Source organism: Aeromicrobium halocynthiae (genome assembly GCF_039531385.1).
GTDB classification, from domain to species: Bacteria; Actinomycetota; Actinomycetes; order Propionibacteriales; family Nocardioidaceae; genus Aeromicrobium; species Aeromicrobium halocynthiae.
Window position 1 is genome coordinate 25,843 of the sequence record NZ_BAAAPY010000011.1, and the last position, 16,901, is coordinate 42,743.

The 16,901-nt window shown below is 71.2% G+C and carries 18 protein-coding genes; 3 read left to right on the forward strand and 15 right to left on the reverse strand.

Annotated elements, in window-relative coordinates:
* Positions 1 to 56 precede the first annotated feature (56 nt).
* Complete coding sequence (locus ABD213_RS13110; protein ID WP_344329499.1) at positions 57 to 1,454, forward strand: class II 3-deoxy-7-phosphoheptulonate synthase; 1,398 nt, start codon at positions 57 to 59, stop codon at positions 1,452 to 1,454.
* Positions 1,455 to 1,478: 24 nt separating this feature from the next.
* Here ABD213_RS13110 and ABD213_RS13115 read toward each other — a convergent pair whose 3' ends face one another.
* From ABD213_RS13115 to wrbA, 9 genes are all read right to left on the reverse strand, one after another.
* Positions 1,479 to 2,447: a glutathione S-transferase C-terminal domain-containing protein gene (locus ABD213_RS13115; RefSeq protein ID WP_344329501.1), complete on the reverse strand. Its 969-nt coding sequence runs from the start codon at positions 2,445 to 2,447 to the stop codon at positions 1,479 to 1,481.
* Positions 2,447 to 3,694, reverse strand: coding sequence for an MFS transporter (locus ABD213_RS13120; protein WP_344329502.1), 1,248 nt, complete (start codon positions 3,692 to 3,694; stop codon positions 2,447 to 2,449). The genes ABD213_RS13115 and ABD213_RS13120 overlap by 1 nt, the downstream gene beginning before the upstream one ends.
* A 70-nt stretch (positions 3,695 to 3,764) precedes the next feature.
* A complete protein-coding gene (locus ABD213_RS13125; protein ID WP_344329504.1) occupies positions 3,765 to 5,099 on the reverse strand; it encodes an NAD-dependent epimerase/dehydratase family protein in 1,335 nt (444 codons plus the stop codon).
* 140 nt (positions 5,100 to 5,239) lie between these two features.
* Entirely contained in the window at positions 5,240 to 6,283 is a 1,044-nt protein-coding gene (locus ABD213_RS13130; protein ID WP_344329505.1) for a methyltransferase, read from the reverse strand.
* Between the two features lie 11 nt (positions 6,284 to 6,294).
* On the reverse strand, positions 6,295 to 7,170 hold the full coding sequence (locus ABD213_RS13135) for an aldo/keto reductase (RefSeq protein ID WP_344329507.1): 876 nt from the start codon (positions 7,168 to 7,170) through the stop codon (positions 6,295 to 6,297).
* A gap of 15 nt (positions 7,171 to 7,185) precedes the next feature.
* Complete coding sequence (locus ABD213_RS13140; RefSeq protein ID WP_344329509.1) at positions 7,186 to 8,406, reverse strand: acyl-CoA dehydrogenase family protein; 1,221 nt, start codon at positions 8,404 to 8,406, stop codon at positions 7,186 to 7,188.
* A gap of 40 nt (positions 8,407 to 8,446) precedes the next feature.
* Positions 8,447 to 8,845, reverse strand: coding sequence for a YybH family protein (locus ABD213_RS13145; RefSeq protein ID WP_344329510.1), 399 nt, complete (start codon positions 8,843 to 8,845; stop codon positions 8,447 to 8,449).
* Positions 8,846 to 8,861: 16 nt separating this feature from the next.
* Complete coding sequence (locus ABD213_RS13150) at positions 8,862 to 9,380, reverse strand: flavin reductase family protein (protein WP_344329512.1); 519 nt, start codon at positions 9,378 to 9,380, stop codon at positions 8,862 to 8,864.
* A 249-nt stretch (positions 9,381 to 9,629) separates the two neighbouring features.
* Positions 9,630 to 10,244: an NAD(P)H:quinone oxidoreductase gene (gene wrbA / locus ABD213_RS13155; protein WP_344329514.1), complete on the reverse strand. Its 615-nt coding sequence runs from the start codon at positions 10,242 to 10,244 to the stop codon at positions 9,630 to 9,632.
* A 93-nt stretch (positions 10,245 to 10,337) separates the two neighbouring features.
* On the opposite strand from wrbA, the gene ABD213_RS13160 reads away from it, so the two are divergent.
* Positions 10,338 to 10,823 (forward strand): MarR family winged helix-turn-helix transcriptional regulator, encoded by a 486-nt coding sequence (locus ABD213_RS13160; protein WP_344329516.1) that lies wholly within the window; start codon positions 10,338 to 10,340, stop codon positions 10,821 to 10,823.
* Between the two features lie 26 nt (positions 10,824 to 10,849).
* On the opposite strand, the gene ABD213_RS13165 is transcribed toward ABD213_RS13160, so the two are convergent.
* The 3 genes from ABD213_RS13165 to ABD213_RS13175 form a co-directional block, all read right to left on the reverse strand.
* Complete coding sequence (locus ABD213_RS13165; RefSeq protein ID WP_344329519.1) at positions 10,850 to 12,952, reverse strand: AfsR/SARP family transcriptional regulator; 2,103 nt, start codon at positions 12,950 to 12,952, stop codon at positions 10,850 to 10,852.
* 138 nt (positions 12,953 to 13,090) lie between these two features.
* Entirely contained in the window at positions 13,091 to 13,942 is an 852-nt protein-coding gene (locus tag ABD213_RS13170) for a DUF5926 family protein (protein WP_344329521.1), read from the reverse strand.
* Between the two features lie 43 nt (positions 13,943 to 13,985).
* Positions 13,986 to 14,426, reverse strand: coding sequence for an ATP-binding protein (locus ABD213_RS13175; RefSeq protein WP_344329523.1), 441 nt, complete (start codon positions 14,424 to 14,426; stop codon positions 13,986 to 13,988).
* Between the two features lie 93 nt (positions 14,427 to 14,519).
* Here ABD213_RS13175 and ABD213_RS13180 point away from each other — a divergent pair, with 93 nt between their 5' ends.
* Complete coding sequence (locus tag ABD213_RS13180) at positions 14,520 to 14,828, forward strand: rhodanese-like domain-containing protein (protein ID WP_344329525.1); 309 nt, start codon at positions 14,520 to 14,522, stop codon at positions 14,826 to 14,828.
* Positions 14,829 to 14,885: 57 nt separating this feature from the next.
* Here ABD213_RS13180 and ABD213_RS13185 read toward each other — a convergent pair whose 3' ends face one another.
* From ABD213_RS13185 to ABD213_RS13195, 3 genes are all read right to left on the reverse strand, one after another.
* A complete protein-coding gene (locus ABD213_RS13185) occupies positions 14,886 to 15,164 on the reverse strand; it encodes an HU family DNA-binding protein (protein WP_425546067.1) in 279 nt (92 codons plus the stop codon).
* 94 nt (positions 15,165 to 15,258) lie between these two features.
* Complete coding sequence (gene aat / locus ABD213_RS13190) at positions 15,259 to 15,915, reverse strand: leucyl/phenylalanyl-tRNA--protein transferase (protein WP_344329527.1); 657 nt, start codon at positions 15,913 to 15,915, stop codon at positions 15,259 to 15,261.
* On the reverse strand, positions 15,912 to 16,871 hold the full coding sequence (locus tag ABD213_RS13195; RefSeq protein ID WP_344329529.1) for an aminoglycoside phosphotransferase family protein: 960 nt from the start codon (positions 16,869 to 16,871) through the stop codon (positions 15,912 to 15,914). Before ABD213_RS13195 ends, aat begins: the two co-directional genes overlap by 4 nt.
* Between the last annotated feature and the right edge of the window lie 30 nt (positions 16,872 to 16,901).

A 16,901-nucleotide genomic window follows, 5' to 3' on the forward strand; every position in this document is an offset into this window, starting at 1 on the left:
ACAGACCAGCCCGCGGGGAGATCCTCACCCCTACGCACGAAAGTGACGGTGCACGCATGCGAACGACCGAGAAGCCTCTCAGCTCCTACCAGGCGGCGAGGGAGTGGACGCCCGACTCATGGCGCGACCGCCCCATCACGCAGCAGCCCGTGTGGCCCGACGAGAACCGGCTCCGCGGCGTCCTCGACGAGCTCGCGCTGCTCCCTCCACTCGTCTTTCCGGGCGAGATCAACGAGCTCCGCTCCGAGCTGGCCCGGGTCGCCGACGGTCGGGCGTTCCTCCTGCAGGCCGGCGATTGCGCCGAGCGGTTCTCGTCGTGCAACGAGAGCAAGGTGCGCAGCAAGCTCCGGGTCATCCTGCAGCTCGCGATCCTGCTCACCTACGGATCCGGACTTCCCGTCGTGAAGGTGGGCCGCATCGCGGGCCAGTTCGGCAAGCCCCGGTCCAGCCCCGTCGAGCTGGTCGACGGCGTCGAGCTGCCCGTCTTCCGGGGGGACATCGTCAACGACCCCGCGCCCACGGTGGCTGCGCGTCAGCCCGACGCCGAACGCCTGCTGCGGGCCTATCACCACTCCTCGGCCACCCTCAACGTGCTGCGTGCCCTCACGAAGGAGGGCTTCGCCGACCTGAGCCAGGTGCACTCCTGGAACCAGGAGTTCGTGTGTCGCTGCCCCGCCGGGCAGCAGTACGAGTCGGCCGCGCAGGACATCACGTGGGCGCTGCGCTTCATGGCGGCCTGCGGTGCGGACGTCACCGCCGACCGGCCGTCGGCGCTCACGCAGACGAACCTGTACACCTCGCACGAGGCCCTCCTGCCCGACTACGAGCAGGCGCTCACACGACACCGCCCACGCACCGGGACGTGGTACGGCACGAGCGCCCACATGCTGTGGATCGGGGACCGGACCCGTGACCTCGACGGCGCCCACGTCGAGCTCATGTCGGGACTCGCGAACCCCATCGGGGTCAAGGTCGGGCCGACGATCACCCCCGACGATCTCGTGGCACTGTGCGACCGGCTTGACCCGCACCACGTCTCGGGGCGGCTCGTGCTCATCAGCCGCATGGGCGCCGACCGCGTCGGCGACCTCCTGCCGCCACTGGTGCGGGCCGTGGAGCTCACCGGCCGTCGAGTGGTGTGGGCGTGCGACCCGATGCACGGCAACACCTTCCGGTCCGCGAGCGGCTACAAGACGCGGCGCCTCGCCGACATCACGCGGGAGATCGGCGAATTCTTCAGGGTCCACCGCTCCGAGGGCACGATGCCCGGCGGCGTGCACCTCGAGCTGACGGGCGACGACGTGACGGAGTGCCTGGGCGGCGCCGACGAGGTGCTCGACACCCACCTGTGCGAGCGCTACGAGACGGCGTGCGACCCCCGGCTCAACGCCAGTCAGTCGATCGAGCTGGCCTTCAGGGTCGCCGAGCTTCTGCGCGAGCATCACGGAGGCTGAGCCCCGCAGCCGGCCGCGCCGACCTCAGGCGTCGGCGCGGCCGGCCGGCGGGACCGGCTCGCGCGGAGGACCGGGCGGCGTGCCGTCGCCGAACGGCGCGCCACCCAGCTCCTCGCGTCCGTGCGCGGTCAGCCAAAGGGTCCGGTCCGGACCACCCGGCAGCAGGTGGTGGGGGTTCGACTCGTCGAGCACCAGGTGGTAGTGCCGATTGATGTGGTCGAAGTCGACGGTGTCCCCGAAACCGGGAGTCTGGAACAGGTCGCGCGCGTACCCCCACAGGTGCGGCAGCTCCACGAGCTTCACGCGGTTGCAGCGGAAGTGACCGTGGTAGACGAGGTCGAACCGCACGAGGCTCGGGAAGAGGTGCACGTCGACGTCCGTGATGCGGTCGCCCAGAAGGAAGCGCCGGGACGCCAGCCGGGCGTCGAGTTGCTCCAGACGCGAGAACAACGCGGTGAAGGCGCGGTCGTAGTCGGCCTGGGAACGCGCCATCCCCACCTCGTAGACGCCGCTCACCACATCCCGGTGGAGGATGGCGTTGAACTCGTCGATCTCCTCGCGCCGACCGTCCGGGTAGAGATCGGGGGCGCCCGGCCGGTGCAGCGAGCGCCACTGCGTGGCGAGGTCGATCGGGATCGTGGCGAAGTCGTTCGTGACCACGTGGCCGCTCTCGACGTCGACGACGGCCGGGACGGGGAAGCCCGAGGCGTGGCCTGGGTCCGCCGCGAGGTAGGCGTCGCGAACGTACCGGATGCCGAGCACAGGGTCACGACCTCCCTCGTCGAGGGTGAAGCGCCAGCCGAGCTCGTCCTGAATGGGATCGACGATCGCCACGGTCAGCGCCACCTCCAGCCCGAGCAACCGGCGCACGATCAACGCGCGGCTGGCGAAGGGGCAGGCACGGCTGACCAGCATGCGGTAGCGGCCCGCGGCGACCGACCAGGTGGCTCCCTCGTCGGCCGTGATACGTGCGGTGAACCGGCTCGGTGCCATCACCGGATCCTGGTCTCCCACGGCGCCTCCTCGTGGTCGGGGGTGGTCCCGACGGGAGATTCCACCACGACGGCGTCCGCGGGCTCCACACCGCGCAGCCTGAGGAGCAGCAGCGCAACCATGGCGGTGTTCAGCACCGCAAGGGTCAGGCACAGTGCCACGAGACCACCGAGAGCCACCGCGACGCCGGCGATCACCAGGCTTCCGAGCGCGCCAGCGGCCCCCATGGCGAGCTCGCCGAGGCCCTCCGCACGCGGACGCAGAGCCTCGGGCGTCACCTCGATGAGCCACATGCTGCCGGCGATGAGGTGGGCGTTCCAGACCATGGCCACGAGCACGAGCAGGAGCACGTCAACGACGAGGGTGCCGCTCGCCAGGCCCAGCACCATGACGACCGCCATGCCGACCATCGCGATGAGCGCGAGCCGCCGGTGGCCGACGCGTCGAGCCAGCGCGGCCGAGGCCGGCGAGAACCCGAACATGCCGCCGATGTGGATCGCCATGACGACGCCGACGACGTCGAGACTGGCACCGTGGTGGTGCAGGTGGGTGGGTGCCGCACCCATGAGCGCGACCATCGAGAGGTTGCCGGTGGCGAGGACGGCGAGGGGCCAGCCTCGGCCGGGCGCCCGCCCGGACGGACCGAGCTCGACCGGTCGGGTGCGTCGCCGCAGGCTGGCGCCGATCACCGCGGCCACGGGGAACGCCACGAGCGCGAGGAGGTGCAGGGACGTCTCCTGCGGCAGCCCGAGCAACTCGGCCACGGGACCGAGTGGCCCGAGCAGCAGCGGACCGGCCACCGCGCCGAACGTGACCGCGCCGACGGCGAGACCGATGGCCCTCGACGCCTCGCGCGTGCCCGCCACCTCGGCCGCGGCATAGCGCCCCAGCATCACGCCGGTGGTGCCCGCTCCGAGCAGCACGGACCCGACGACGAGCGCCGCGAAGCCCCACGAGACGGAGAGGATCGACAGCGCCGCGCCGAGCGTCGCCGCGACGTAGCACGCGACGACCCCCGTCATTCGGCCGCTGCGCCGCATCACCGCGGCGGCGGCCGGGCCCGAGACGGCCGAGCCGGCGACGAGTGCGGCGGTCGCGACGGAGCCCGACGCGGCCGAGCCGGTGACGAGCTGCGAAAGCAGGGGGCCCGCGGCCGCACCGGCGGCCAGCCCGAGGGAACCCACGACCTGTGCCGCGTAGAGGGCCCTGAGGCTACCGACGGGATCCGGTGGTGCGCTGCTGTTCATGACGGACGCTCCTGTGTCCTCGGTGACGGATGGTGCTGGGCGACGGGTGGGTTGTCACTCGGCGGGCCGATCATCGTCCGGCCCACCAGCGCACCCGGTCGTCGACCATGCGATCGGTGCCACTCATCGCGGGACCGTCGCGCTGCGACATCCTCGCCACCTGGCGCAGCGTCGCGGCCGACGCCTGCGCGAGGGTGCCCTCGAGCACGATCCGAGCGAGCTGGTCGATCACGTCGGGGATCTCGCCGGCATCTCGCGCGGCGAGGTGCCCGAGGTGGTCGACGAGCCTCGCCGCCGCCGCGGGCAGGCGGAACCGCACCGGGACGAGGTCGACGCCGGGCGCGGCCGACGGCACCACCAGCGAGACCTCGAGGGCGTTGAGCAGGGCGCTGGAACCGGCCGGACCGATGCGGTCGCCGACGGATCGGCAGCCATCCACGGGTGCGGGGTCGATGGCGAGCGGGACGACGGCGAGGTTCTCGTCGGCCATGAGGCCGACGACGAGGTCGAGTGGACGCACCGGATCGTCGAGAGACCGGACAGCGTGCAGCCCCGCACTCGAGGTGCTGGCACCGTGGATCGCGGCGAGGAGCAGACGGACGCTGTCGCGGCGGGCCTGCACGTGCACGGACTTCTCCGGTGGTGGCAGCGGCAGGACCGTGTCGTCGCAGCTCGCGCGCCGCAGCCAGCGCGTGGCGGCGACAGGGTCCACGACGAGACCTGATCGCGCGATCGCGGCGCGCAGGAGACCGCGCGACGCCGCGTCGACGACGATCATCTGGGCGATCCGCTCCGAGGCGATCAGCGGGTCGTCGGAGTACAGCGACGTCGACCGCTCCGACGTGCCCAGCACGAGGGTGCCCACCCGTGCCGCGACGGCGGCCTCGACGACGTGCCGGGTCCCGAGAATCGTCGTCGCGGCGGCGTGCTCCCCCCACCGGTGCCGGTAGCGGTCGTCGAGACCCGTGTGTCCGACGAGGTGCACGACGATGTCGGGCCGCAGCACGCCGACCGCGTGCGCGACGGCCGACGGGTCGACGAGGTCGATCCGGGCCGACGAACCCCTGCCGGTCGAGGCGTCGTCGAGGAGGCACGTCCGGGTCGGTCCGAGCGCGCGCAGCGCCTCAACGAGGGCCGGCCCCATCCGCGCCGTCTCGCCGGACAGCAGGACCCCGCGGTGCGCGACGGCCCGTCGGATCCGTTCGACCGGCAGGTCGATGTCGCGAGGAGCCACGGTGCGGCTGCGCCGGTACTCGCGGACCGCACCGCCGTGCGCGCGCACGAGCGTCGTGGACAGCCTGCGGAGCCGCTCCAGCGTGGCGGCGTCGACCTGCTCGCCCCTCGGCGGCGCCGACGAGCGGAGGTTGTCGAGCACCTGGTCGAGGTTGTCTGCGCGTCCTGTCATCCTTCTCACCTGCCTGACCGATAATCACGTCCGGAGACGCTAGCTCCGACGGGTCTCGGGTCGTTCTCGTCGGATGAGAGCGCGCCTCGGACCTCGCGGATCCGCCGATCGTTCAACGGATCCGCCGGTCGGCGTACGACTCAGTCGGCGCCCTTGACGCCGCTGATCACGCCGTGAGGCGTCCAGGTGTCTCCGGGCGCGCGGTGCACGGCCCCGAAGCCGGCCTCGCGCAGCCACTCCTCGTAGCTGCTCCACGGGTAGATGCGGCTGCGCGGCGCCGTCAGCGTCGCGAAGTACGCGTTGTCGAGCGCCGAGTACAGCGGACCGTCCCCGGCGTCGTCAGACATCACGTTGAAGACCATCGCGCGGCCGCCCTCGGGAAGCGCGTCGTAGGCGCGACGCAGCAGGTGGACGTTGTCCTCCCCCGACCAGATGACCAGCTGGTTGGCGAAGAGGACGCCGTCGTGTCCGGAGGGGTAGAGGTCGTTGAAGATGTCGAGCGCCAGCGTGTCGATGCGGTCGCTCAGTCCGGCCTCCTCGACCTTGCCCCGGGCGATCTCGAGTGCACCCGGTAGGTCGACGACCGTGAACTGCACGCCCGGGTTCTCCCGGGCCAGCGCGATCGCGTTGACGCCGTCACCTCCGCCGATGTCGAGGACGCTGTGCAGGCCGGTGAGGTCGGCCTTGGCGACGAGCACCGGGTTCGACAGCCGCGACCACGACCGCATGCACCGATAGAACAGCGCCTCCAGCTCGGGCGACGCCGGCAGCCGGTGGTAGAGGTCGTCGCCCGGTCCCGGGAACCGCGCGAGCCCGGTGTTGGAGTTGGTGCGCAGCGACTCGACGAGGTCCGAGAGCGGAAGGTAGACGAGGCGCGCCTCGAACTCGACGATGTCGGCGAAGATCTCCCAGGAGCCGTCCGCGAACATGCCGTTCAGCAGGTCGGCGTTGCGGTAGCGCCCGTCGGAGACCTCGGTGAGCCCGAGGGACGTCACGCCGAGCAGCAGGATGCGCGTGGAGCGGTCGGAGAGCTCGAGCGCCGCGCCGATCTCCTCGTCGCCGAGCTCGCCCTTCTCCGACAGCAGCGGGAAGAGTCCGAGCTCGACGCCCGCGTGAAGCATCTGGAAGGCGGCGGCACCGAAGAGCGGGCCGACGAGGTCGTTCATGGAGCTGATCTTGGTCATGGTGGCTCTTCTCATGAGATGTCGAACAGGGTTCCGGGCACGGGGTTGCAGCGCTGCTCGCCGAGGGCCGACAACGTCGCCATGCCCTCGTCGTCGATCGCGAAGCCGGCGAGGTCGAAGTTCTCGCGGATGCGCTCGGGGCGCTCGGACTTGGGGATCACGACGACACCCAGCTGCAGGTGCCAGCGCAGGACCACCTGTCCGGGAGTCCGTCCGAGCCGCGCGGCGAGCGCCGTGACGTCGGGGTGCTGGAGGAGGCCCTGGTTGCGCCCGAGCGGGCTCCAGGCCTGCGTGACGATGCCTCGTTCGGCGTGCGCCGCGCGCAGCTCCTCCTGCTGGAACATCGGGTGCAGCTCGACCTGGTTGACCGCTGGCACCACCCCGGTCTCGTCGTGCAGGCGGTCCAGCTCGGCGACGCCGAAGTTGGAGACGCCGAGCGAACCGATCCTGCCCTCGTCCCGCAGCCTGACCATGGCGCGCCAGCTGTCGACGTAGCGCCCGAGCGCGGGCCGGGGGAAGTGGATGAGGTACAGGTCGACCGTGTCGAGGCCGAGCCGGCGAGCGCTGGCGTCGAAGGCGCGCAGCGTCTCGTCGTATCCGTGCGCGTCGTTCCAGAGCTTCGTCGTGACGACGAGCTCGTACCGGGGCACGTCGGTCTCGGCGATGGCGCGGCCCACGCCCTCCTCGTTGCCGTAGGCGGCGGCCGTGTCGATGAGGCGGTACCCCGTGTCGAGGGCGGCGGCGAGCGGTTCCCTCACGTCGTCGGCTGAGATCATGAAGACCCCGTACCCGACCTGCGGCAGCGTCGTGCCGTCGTTGAGCTCCACGGTCGGCGGGGACGGCGAGGTCGCCGCCTCGTCGACGGGAGCGGAGAGCGTCCTGGTCACGATGACTCCTTCGGTTCAGCTGTAACGGCCGGGTTCGGGGATCTCGCCGGAGAGTCGGAACACCCCGACTTCCCGGCGCTGGTAGGCCACGGGATGGTGGAGCGTGTGCGTCCGGACGTTGCGCCAGAAGCGGTCGAACCCGAAGTGGTTGGAGGTCGAGCGCGCTCCCGTCACCTCGAAGATGCGCGCCGTCACGTCGAGGGCGACCTCGTCGGCCATGGCCTTCACGGCCGCCGTGCGGACCTTGTGCTCGCCGCGCATCTGGGGCGTGACGGCCAGCCGGTCGCGGTGGAGCGGAAGAGCCTCGAGCGCGACCTGGTCGGCGAACGCCTCGGCGGCCCAGATCTTGGCGGCGAGCCCGCCGATCGTGTCCTGCACGCGGGGCTCGTCGACCGTGCGGTCGTAGCCGCCCCAGCCACGCTTGCCCTGCGTGTACTCGATCGCCGCGTTGAGCGCCCCGTTGGCCACGCCGAGCCAGAGGTTGGCGAAGAGCAGCTGACCGATGGGGATGTTCATCGTCATGTAGGTGGACGGCTCGAACGTCTTGTCGGTGAAGCCGAGCGCGTCCTCCCACGGCACCTCGACATCGCGGATCGTGACGCCGCCGCTGTCGGTCAGTCGCTGGCCCATGTTGTCCCAGTTGTCGTGGTAGACGATGCCGGGCTGGTCGGTTGGGACGACCCCGATGACGTGGTCGCCGCTGTCGAGGACTCCCTCGAGGACCGCATGGTCGGAGACCTTGATGCCGGTGCAGAAGCTCTTCTGACCGTTGAGGACGACGCGGTCACCCTGGTCGTGGCCCACCACGTCGGCGTCGCGGGGGTTCAGGGCGCAGCCGAAGAACCAGTTCCCCAGCGCGGCGTCACGCTCGATGCGTTCGATCTGCTCGGCGGTGCCGACCATCCGGGGCAGCCAGCACCACGTGTAGTGGTCGCCCAGCAGCTGTCCGATGGAGCCGTCGGCGGCTCCAACGGCGCGGACCACCTTGTAGGCGGTGGGCCACTCCTGGCCGCCGCCTCCGTGCTCGATCGGACCGAGCAGGGTGGCGAGACCCGCGTCCTTGATGGTCTGCACCTCGGCGTGCGGCGTGCGGTGCGTCTGGTCGCGCTCGGCGGCGCCCTCGGCGATCGACGCGGCAGCCTCGTGCGCCCGGGCCACCCATCCTTCAGGGGTGGTCGGACGCTGCGACCAGTCGGCGGTGACGGTGCGGTTGGTCGTGGGCAGGGTGGTCGTCACGGAAGGCTCCTTCGATGGGGTGGACGGGACGCGGCAGGACCTACGCGGCAGTGGTGCCGTGGGGGTTGTCGATGATCGAGCGCCAGAGGCCGTCGGCCCCTCGGCGCAGGACGTCGGTGCTGGACCCCTCGAGCCGCAGGGGCGTGCCGTCAGGACCGTCGCCCTCGACGAGCCAGTCGGCGATGACGAGCGCGGTGTCGTCGGCGACGTACACGTGGCGGTCGGCGATCTGCATCGGCAGGCCGAGGGCCAGGAAGTCGGCGACGGCCTGACGTGCGTCGGCTCCGGTGACAGGATCACCCGGCGCGCGGACGAAGACCGCTTCCGGGGCCATCGTGGCGACGACGGCGTCGGGGTCGCCGCTGTTGAACGCGGTGGCGAAGCCCGCGGTGTGCTCGTGCGGGTCGGCGACGGGAGTGTGCGCGGCGGTGGTGGACATGGTCTCCTCTTCCTCTTCAGGCGGTGGCGGCCGGTTCAGGCCATGCCGAGTACGACCGGAGGCCGTACAGCAGCGGTCGACGGACGCCGCGTCGCAGGACGCGTCGGACGCGGCCGATGACGATGGTGTGGTCGCCGACGACCTCCGTGCGGTCGACATCGCAGTCGGCGACGGAGAAGGCCGCCTCGGTCAGGTGGGGGCCGCCCGCCCGGTCGTCGGTGTCCCACTCGACGTGGTCGAAGCGGCGCGGGTCCCCTGAGGCGAACAGCGCCGCCGTGGGCCGGGCCGCGCTGTCGAGCAGGTTCACCGCGAACGAGCCGCTGGCGGCGATTGCCACACAGGTGGGGCTGGCGCTGCGCAGGCACACGAGCAGCGTGGGCGGCTCCACGGTGACGCTGCAGACCGCGGAGCACGTCATGCCCCAGGGCTGTCCTTCGGGCGTTAGCGAGGTCACGACCGACACGCCGGTGGGGAATCCCGACATCAGCGCGAGAAAGTCGTCCTCGCACACGGCCTCGGTCCTGGTCTGCTCCATCCTGGGCACCGCCTCGGTGGGTCGGAGGCCTCGTACGGCCTCAGGGTCTGTCTGGAACCCCTCACCCATGACGCTAGGAGCGTGCTCTCTCGTGGCACTCTTCGCGTTCTCTTCCCGAACCGATCCCTACTCTCCCCTGGACCCCGCGAGCGATGCCTCGCGTAGACGACGGACGGCCGTCGAGGGCGATGCTCTCGACGGCCGTCCGTGTGGTGGGGCGTGGCTCCTGGTGCTGGTCGGCTGACGCGCTCAGCCCTCGTCGCGCACGGTCCTGAGCGCCGCGCACACCCGGGCGAACCGGGCGCCGTGGAACTCGGCCGCAAGCCGTACCGCCTTGCGGCCCTCCTCGTCCGGGTGGGTGGCACTGATCCCGTACGGGTTGCCCCCGCCCTCGTGAATGAGGTCATAGTCGGCGTAGCCCGTGGGGACGATGACCGTCCCCCAGTGGTGCATGACGTTGTAGAGCGCGACGAGCGTCGTCTCCTGGCCGCCGTGGAGCTCGTAGCTGCTCGTAAACCCGGTGGCGCCTTTGCCGACCATGACGCCCTCGTTCCAGATGCCGCTCGTCGTGTCGATGAACTGCTTGAGCTGGGAGGCCACGTTGCCGAAGCGCGAGGGGGTGCCGAAGGCGAATCCGTCGGCCCAGCGCAGGTCGTCATGACTGACCTCGGGGACGTCCTTCGTGGCGTCCAGGTGGGCCCGCCACTCGGGGTTCTGGTCGACCACGGAGTCCGGTGCCAGCTCGGCGGCCCGGCGGAGTCTGACCTCGGCACCGGCGCTCTCGGCACCTCGCACGATGTCCTGAGCCAGCGAGTGGATCGTGCCCGTGGACGAGTAGTAGATCACGGCGATGCGGGCTATCATGATTCACCTCTCAACGTTTCAGTGATGGACTGTTCTTTAGCAAATCGTATGCGCGCTTCACTTGTCAACAGTTGCGTACTACACTCTCCTCTCGTGGTGAGCCCCGAAGTGCAGGCCTGGGCCGCGACGTACCGGTTCACGTCGATGATGACGGCGCGACTCGAGGCGACGCTACGCTCCGACTGCGGCATGAGCCTGGCCGAGCACGACCTGCTGGCCACCCTCGACTCCCACGGCGGCACCGCTCGCATGGGCGAGCTCGCGACGGCGCTCATGCTCTCCAAGAGCGGCACCACCCGCCTCGTCGCAAAGCTCGAGGTGCACAACGGATGGGTCGTCCGCGTTCTACGTCCGGAGGACCGCCGAGCCATCTGGGCCGAGTTGACCGCTGCCGGTCAGGAAGCGCTCGTCTCGTCGAGACCCGTGCACCGTGCCACCATCACCGACGTGCTGGCTGGGCACGTGCCGGACGAACGGTTCGTCGACGTCGCCGACACGCTCGAGCAGGTCATCGGCGCTTTGGGCTGGGAGCCGCCGTCGTCGTCCTGCGCGGCCGACCTCGCCCCGGGTCGTCCGTAGCGAAGCCGTCGACAGCCGGGCCCGGCTCAGGGAGCCGCCGGCAACGTCAGCTCGTTGACGTCGGTGCTGAAGTCCCAGCGGTCGACGCCCTCTGGAGGGACCTGCACGCCGGTGACGTGCTGGGTGCGCCGGGCGGCGAAGCGAAGTCCCTCGGACTCCAGCACCAGCCAGCCGCCCGGGTCGGACTTCACCATGTCGATCATGCGCTGGCACGCGCCGTGGGGGCACTCGAGCAGCTCGGAGTCCTCAGGGAGACCGTTCAGGAGCTGCTCGGCTCGCTGGGCGAGACCGAGCCAGCAGTCGGCGGCACGGTCGAGCACGCGGGAACGGTCCTCCGCGGTCATCTCGCGCAGCGCGCGCTCCCTCGCGTACAGGCCGCCCAGCCGGTGCATGCGGTAGCGCACGATCCCCATGCGATCGGTGCCGGCGGTGCTCAGGAGGCCGCGGTCGACGAGACTGTCGAGCACTCCCTCGATCACGGGGATGGGAGTGTCGGTGGCGGCGGCGACCACCCAGGCACCGAAGTCGGGCACTTGCAGCAGGCCGACGGACAGCCACACCTCGCGTGTCGCGGTGGGCAGGACGTCGGCGCTCGGGCGCAGGTAGGAGCGCAGGTCGAGGGTCCCGTGCGAGAGCTCGTCGAGTCGGCGATAGGGGTCCCGCAGTCGCTCGGCGAACTCGCCGACCTGCAGGTGGCAGCGCGCCGCGAGACGCGCTCCCGCCGCTCGGACGGAGAGCGCCAGACGTCCAGCGGCGTTGACCAGCTCGACGGCGGCAGCGGAGTCGGGATCGACACGGTCGTCGCCCGCGATGTTGCGCAGGAGTTGCACGGACTGCTCGACCGTCATGACGCCGACCTCGACCGACGCGGCGCCGGGGACTTCGGACATGTGGCAGCGGCTCGTCATGAGCAGGGCCGCCTCGGGGTGGGCGGGCATGACGGGACAGACCCACTCGGAGCTCGGGACGTCGTCGAGCAGGATGAGCACCTGCTTGCCGTCGACGAGGCTGCGGAAGTGGCTCGACCGCTCGGCGAGATCGGTGGGCATGGCCACGTCGGGGACGCCGAGCGCACGGAGGAACTGGGCCAGCACGTCCATGATCGCCACGGGGTCGCAGCTCGAGCCGCGCAGGTCAGCGTAGAGCTTTCCATCGGGGAACTCGTCGCGGACGCCGTGCGCGACGTCGATGGCGAGGGCGGTCTTGCCAGCACCGAAGTCGCCGTGGATGTTGCACACCCGCGGCGCCGCCGCGCGGCGCTCGAGCAACGCCCGCCGGACGCGGTCGCCGTGCTCGGGCCGCGGGACGAAGTCGGGCACCGCGGAGATGAGCTGCGCCGGAACAGGAGGGGCATGCGCGTGCGCGGGTCCGACTGATGCGGCGTCGTGCAAGGGCTCACCGGCGAGGATCTTCTGCTGAGTTTCCTGCAGCGCCCGCCCTGGCTCGAGCCCGAGCTCGTCGACGAGCTGGGCACGCCCCTGCGCATACACCGCGAGGGCGCCGGCGCGGCGGTCGGCGCTGTAGAGTGCGCGCATCAGCTCGACGCGCAGTCCCTCACGCAGCGGGTGCAGGTCGACGAGGCTCGTCAGCTCCTCCACCACGTCACGGCCGCGACCGGACTCGATCTCCAGCGCGACGCACTCCTCGAGGACGGCCAGCCGTCGCTCCTCCCACTGCGACGCGATGGCCTGCACCGCGGGACTCTCGACCTCGGCGAGCACTGGGCCGCGGTAGAGGGACAGGGCGCATCGGAATCGCTTGGCCGCGAGCAGCGTGTCGCCGCGAGCGGCCATGGCGCGGGCCTCGTCGACGCTGGCGGTGAACTGGTGGACGTCGATTGTCAGCGGGTAGACATCGAGCACGTAGCCGGTGGCGGCCGTCCGGATGACGTCGGGTGCACCGGCCAGGGCGAACGAGCGGCGGAGCTTCCACACGCAGGTCTGCACCTGTTCGGCGGCAGTCCGGGGCGGACGTCCTCCCCACAGCCCGTCGACCAACTCGGCCACCGTGACCGTCCGTCGTGGCGCGGACAGCAGGAGCGCCAGCACGATCCGCTGCCGGTTGCCCCCCAAGTCGACCGGCACGTCGTCGACGGTGGCCTCGAGCGAGCCCAGAACACGAAAATCCACGACACTTCCCCCATGAGGCTGCTCTAGATTTAGACAGCGTCATGTGATGATGACGCCACATCGCTCGTGAATCAAGGCTGGGACGATGAACTCCTGGAAGCCATCCCTCGGGGCAGGTGGGGCGGTCTCGCTCGCGCGTCAGCGGATGGTGACTTGGCGGGAGGCGAGGCCGTTGCGGACGCGACGCTGCTCGCTGGTGAGGTCGGAGGTGTCGGCGAGGGCCTCGTCGAGGCGCTCGCGGAGGGCGGCGACGGGGGTCTCGAGGGGCTCGGCACCATCGGCGACGGTCTCGTCCATCTCCCAGACGGGGACGAGCAGACCGTGGGCGCGGAACATGCCGATCAGGCGGGTCCCGTCGCCGAGACGGTCGGCGTCGCTCTCGTGCAGACGCGCGAACGCGTCGAGCACACGGTCCTCCTCCTGGGTGATGACCCACCGCAGGTAGCGACGATCGCCCATGCGGGTCCAGTAGGCGGCGTCGACGGAGGTGAGCCGCTCGGTGGGGGCGATGGACTCGTTGGCGGCGGCGAGCGCGTCGGAGCCCTCCGCGTCGGTGCCCTCGACCCACCAGTCGAACCCGTCGTGGACGGTCACGTCGAACGGCGACGCCGGGTCGACGACGTCCTGCAGGCGGTCGCCGACGCCCGGGTCGGTGACCGGGACCGGGTTGCCGGGCTCGACCGCGCGACCCGTGGCGACCATGTGGGCGAGGTCGCGGCTGACGTCACCGAAGTTGTGCTGGACCTGCAGTCCGATCCATAGGTCACCGTCGGGACGGCGGATGCCGGCGCCGTTGCCGGGCAGCAACGAGCAGAAGCGCACCGTCCCTCCGTCGGTCAGGGCGACGTCGGCCGTGCCCGAGGGGACGAACTCGCGCAGGGCGATCCAGTCGCCCTCGTTCGGCAGACCACCGAAGGTCCGCGCCACGTACGGCATGCGCTGCTTGCGCGGCTCGGCGTTCTGACGGTTGCGTCGCGACTTCTTGCCCATGACGGCACCCTACGGGCGCGACGAACGGGTCGCCGAGGGGGTCTCAGGCGTGGTCGGCGATGACGAGCTCGGCGTTGACGCGGGTGCCCGACGTCATGTCGACCCACCAGCGGTCGGCGACCCGGCTGATGATCGACAGCCCGCGACCGGACAGCGAGTCGTTGTCGAAGTCGATCGGCTCCAGGGAGGCGCCCTCCCCGGCGTCGTGCACGCTCAGCTCGAGCAGACCCCGCGAGGCGTCGATGCTCCACGTGATCTCGATGGTGCCCTCCGAGCCCGGCTCGCCGTGGGAGATGGCGTTGGCGATCATCTCGCTCAGCACGATCAGGGCGTCGTCGACCGCGGACGGAGCCGCCCGTTGGACGGTGAGGAACGCGGCGAGCTTGGTGCGGGCGATGCCCGGCGTCGAGAGGTCGAACGGCAGCCGGATGCGCTCCTGGACAGGACGCGGTGCCTGCTCTCCGGTCTGATGGGACGACGTCACTAGTCCAAAGTAACCAGAGAAGGTGGTTGAAATCCACCCACATCTCGAAATCGTCCCTGCCGAGCGGTGGCGCGCGGGTGCGACACTCGTGCCATGGAGATCGCCGAGACCACCGTGACCGACCTGCCCGACCCCCTCCCGGCGGACCTCGTCGTGCTCGACGTGCGCGAGCAGCACGAGTGGGACGCCGGGCACATCGAGGGTGCCCGCCACGTGCCGCTGGGTGACGTCCCGGCGCGCGTGGACGAGCTCGACCCCACGGTCCGGACGCTCGTCGTGTGCCACGTCGGGGGTCGTTCGGCCCGCGCGAGCGCGTGGCTGGCGCAACAGGGCTACGACGTCGTCAACCTCGCCGGGGGCATGGACGCCTGGCAGGGCGCGGGACGTCCGGTCGTCACGTGACGTCGAGGGGCCCCGGACCAGACGGTCCGGGGCCCCTCGACACTGCGCTGGCGCTGCTTACTTGGCGGCAGCCTTCAGCTTGGAGCCGGCGCTGACCTTGACGCCGTAGCCGGCCGGGATCTCGATGGTCTCGCCGGTGGCGGGGTTGCGGCCCGTGCGAGCGGCGCGCTCGACGCGCTCGACGGACAGGATGCCGGGGATCGAGACCTTCTCGCCCTTGCTGACGGCGTCGAGGAGCGTGTCGGCCAGGGCCGAGAGGACCGCGTCCGCGTCGGTCTTGCTGGTGCCGGCCTTCTCGGCGAGGGCCGAGACGAGGTCGCTGCGGGTGATTGCCACGGGGACTCCTTGATTCTGTGGGGTGATTCCGCCTAGCAGTCTAGGGATCCTTCGCTGGAATTCCACGGCGCCCCGTGCTTCGGGCGCGCCGCGGTCACCGCCAGATCTCCGGCAGGGGGGCGTTCACGAGCTCCATCACGGCCCTGATGTAGCGTCCGCGCGACCACTCGACCACCCCGAGGGAGGCCAGGTGGTCGGTCCGCCACTGCACGTCGATGAGTCCGGACGGACCCACGATGTCCGCCAGCGCCACGAGCGCGGCCTTGGAGGCGTCGGTGGCGCGGTGAAACATCGACTCCCCCGCGAACAGCCGGCCGATGGCGAGCCCGTAGAGCCCCCCGACGAGGCGCCCCTCGCCGTCGCGGGTCTCCACGGAGTGGGCCCAGCCGAGCCGGTGCAGCTCGCGGTAGGCCTCGACGATCTCCGGGCTGATCCAGCCGTGCGGTCGGCGCGGGTCCGCGCACGCGTCGACGACGGCGTCGAAGTCCTGGTCGACGGTCGTGGTGAAGCCGCGCAGGGACCGCCGCAACGAGCGGCTGACGCGCAGGTCGCCGGGCACGAGGACCCCGCGACGCTGCGGCGACCACCACAGCAGGGAGCCGTCGTGCGGCATCGGGAAGGCGCCGGCCCGGTAGGCGCTCAGCACCGTGGCCGGTGCGAGGTCGGCACCGGCTCCGACGCAGTCGTCGTCGTCGGGCCAGCCGGTGGGATCGAAGTCCCACGGCGACGGTGGGAGGGGGACCGGACTCATGCCTCGATGATCCTCATCAGGTGGTGCCGCGGCGCCTCGCCCCACTCCTGCCACTCCGCCGAGGTCGCGTGCAGGAGGCACCCCCACCACGTGGCCGACCGGTTCACGGCGTGGGTGTACTGGCTCGCCTCGAACAGGGTGCGCAGCTCGCGCGGGCCGACGACGTCGGACCACACGGCGCCCCATGCCTGCAGGATCCGCTCCCAGGGGAGGTCGGAGTTGCTGACGACCCATCCGTAGGGGACGTCGAGCACCTCCACGGCGTGTGCCCACTGCGCATCGCCGAAGTCGAGCAGGCGTCCGTCGAGGAAGGCGTTCCACGGATGCACGTCGCCGTGCTGCAGCGTGACGGGCAGGGTCGAGGCGGCCAGCGTGTCGGCGGCGTCCTCGACCTGCGAAGCGCGCTCGAGCAGGGCGCGCCGCTGCGACGCGGTGAGGTGCGCGGGATGGTCGTCGGCCAGGTCCGACAGGCGCTCGACCATCTGCTCGAACCGGTCGGCGACGCTCGCTGGCGAGCAGTCCGGCAGGCCGGTCGCCAGCATCGCCTCGCCGTCGTCGGCGACGAGGCGCTGCAGGCCCGCCACGCGTCCCACGACGCCGCTCCAGTCCTCGACGGTCGGCGGATGGTCGTCGCCGAGGGTGGCGCCCCGGTCGGCGGTGAGGATCCACCCGCGGTCCTCGTCGACGGCCAGCGGCGGCGGGACGTCGGCCGGGCTCAGGGCGGCGAGCCGGCGGTGCAGCGCGGCCTCGAAGCGCATCGACGGGCAGTTCGCCTTGAACCAGATCGGTCCACGGTCGGTGGGTGCGACGAGCTGGGTGGACCAGGGTCGGACCCGGCGCTGGTCGATCGGACCGGCGAGGCGCAGGCCCGCGTCCTCGGCCCTGCGGTGGATCCAGTCGTGGGCGTCCCGGAGCCAGGACGTGGCCGTCACGGAGTCCGAGAAGGCCTCTTGCATGGCCTGAGCCTAGGGGTCCCGGCGCTCGGC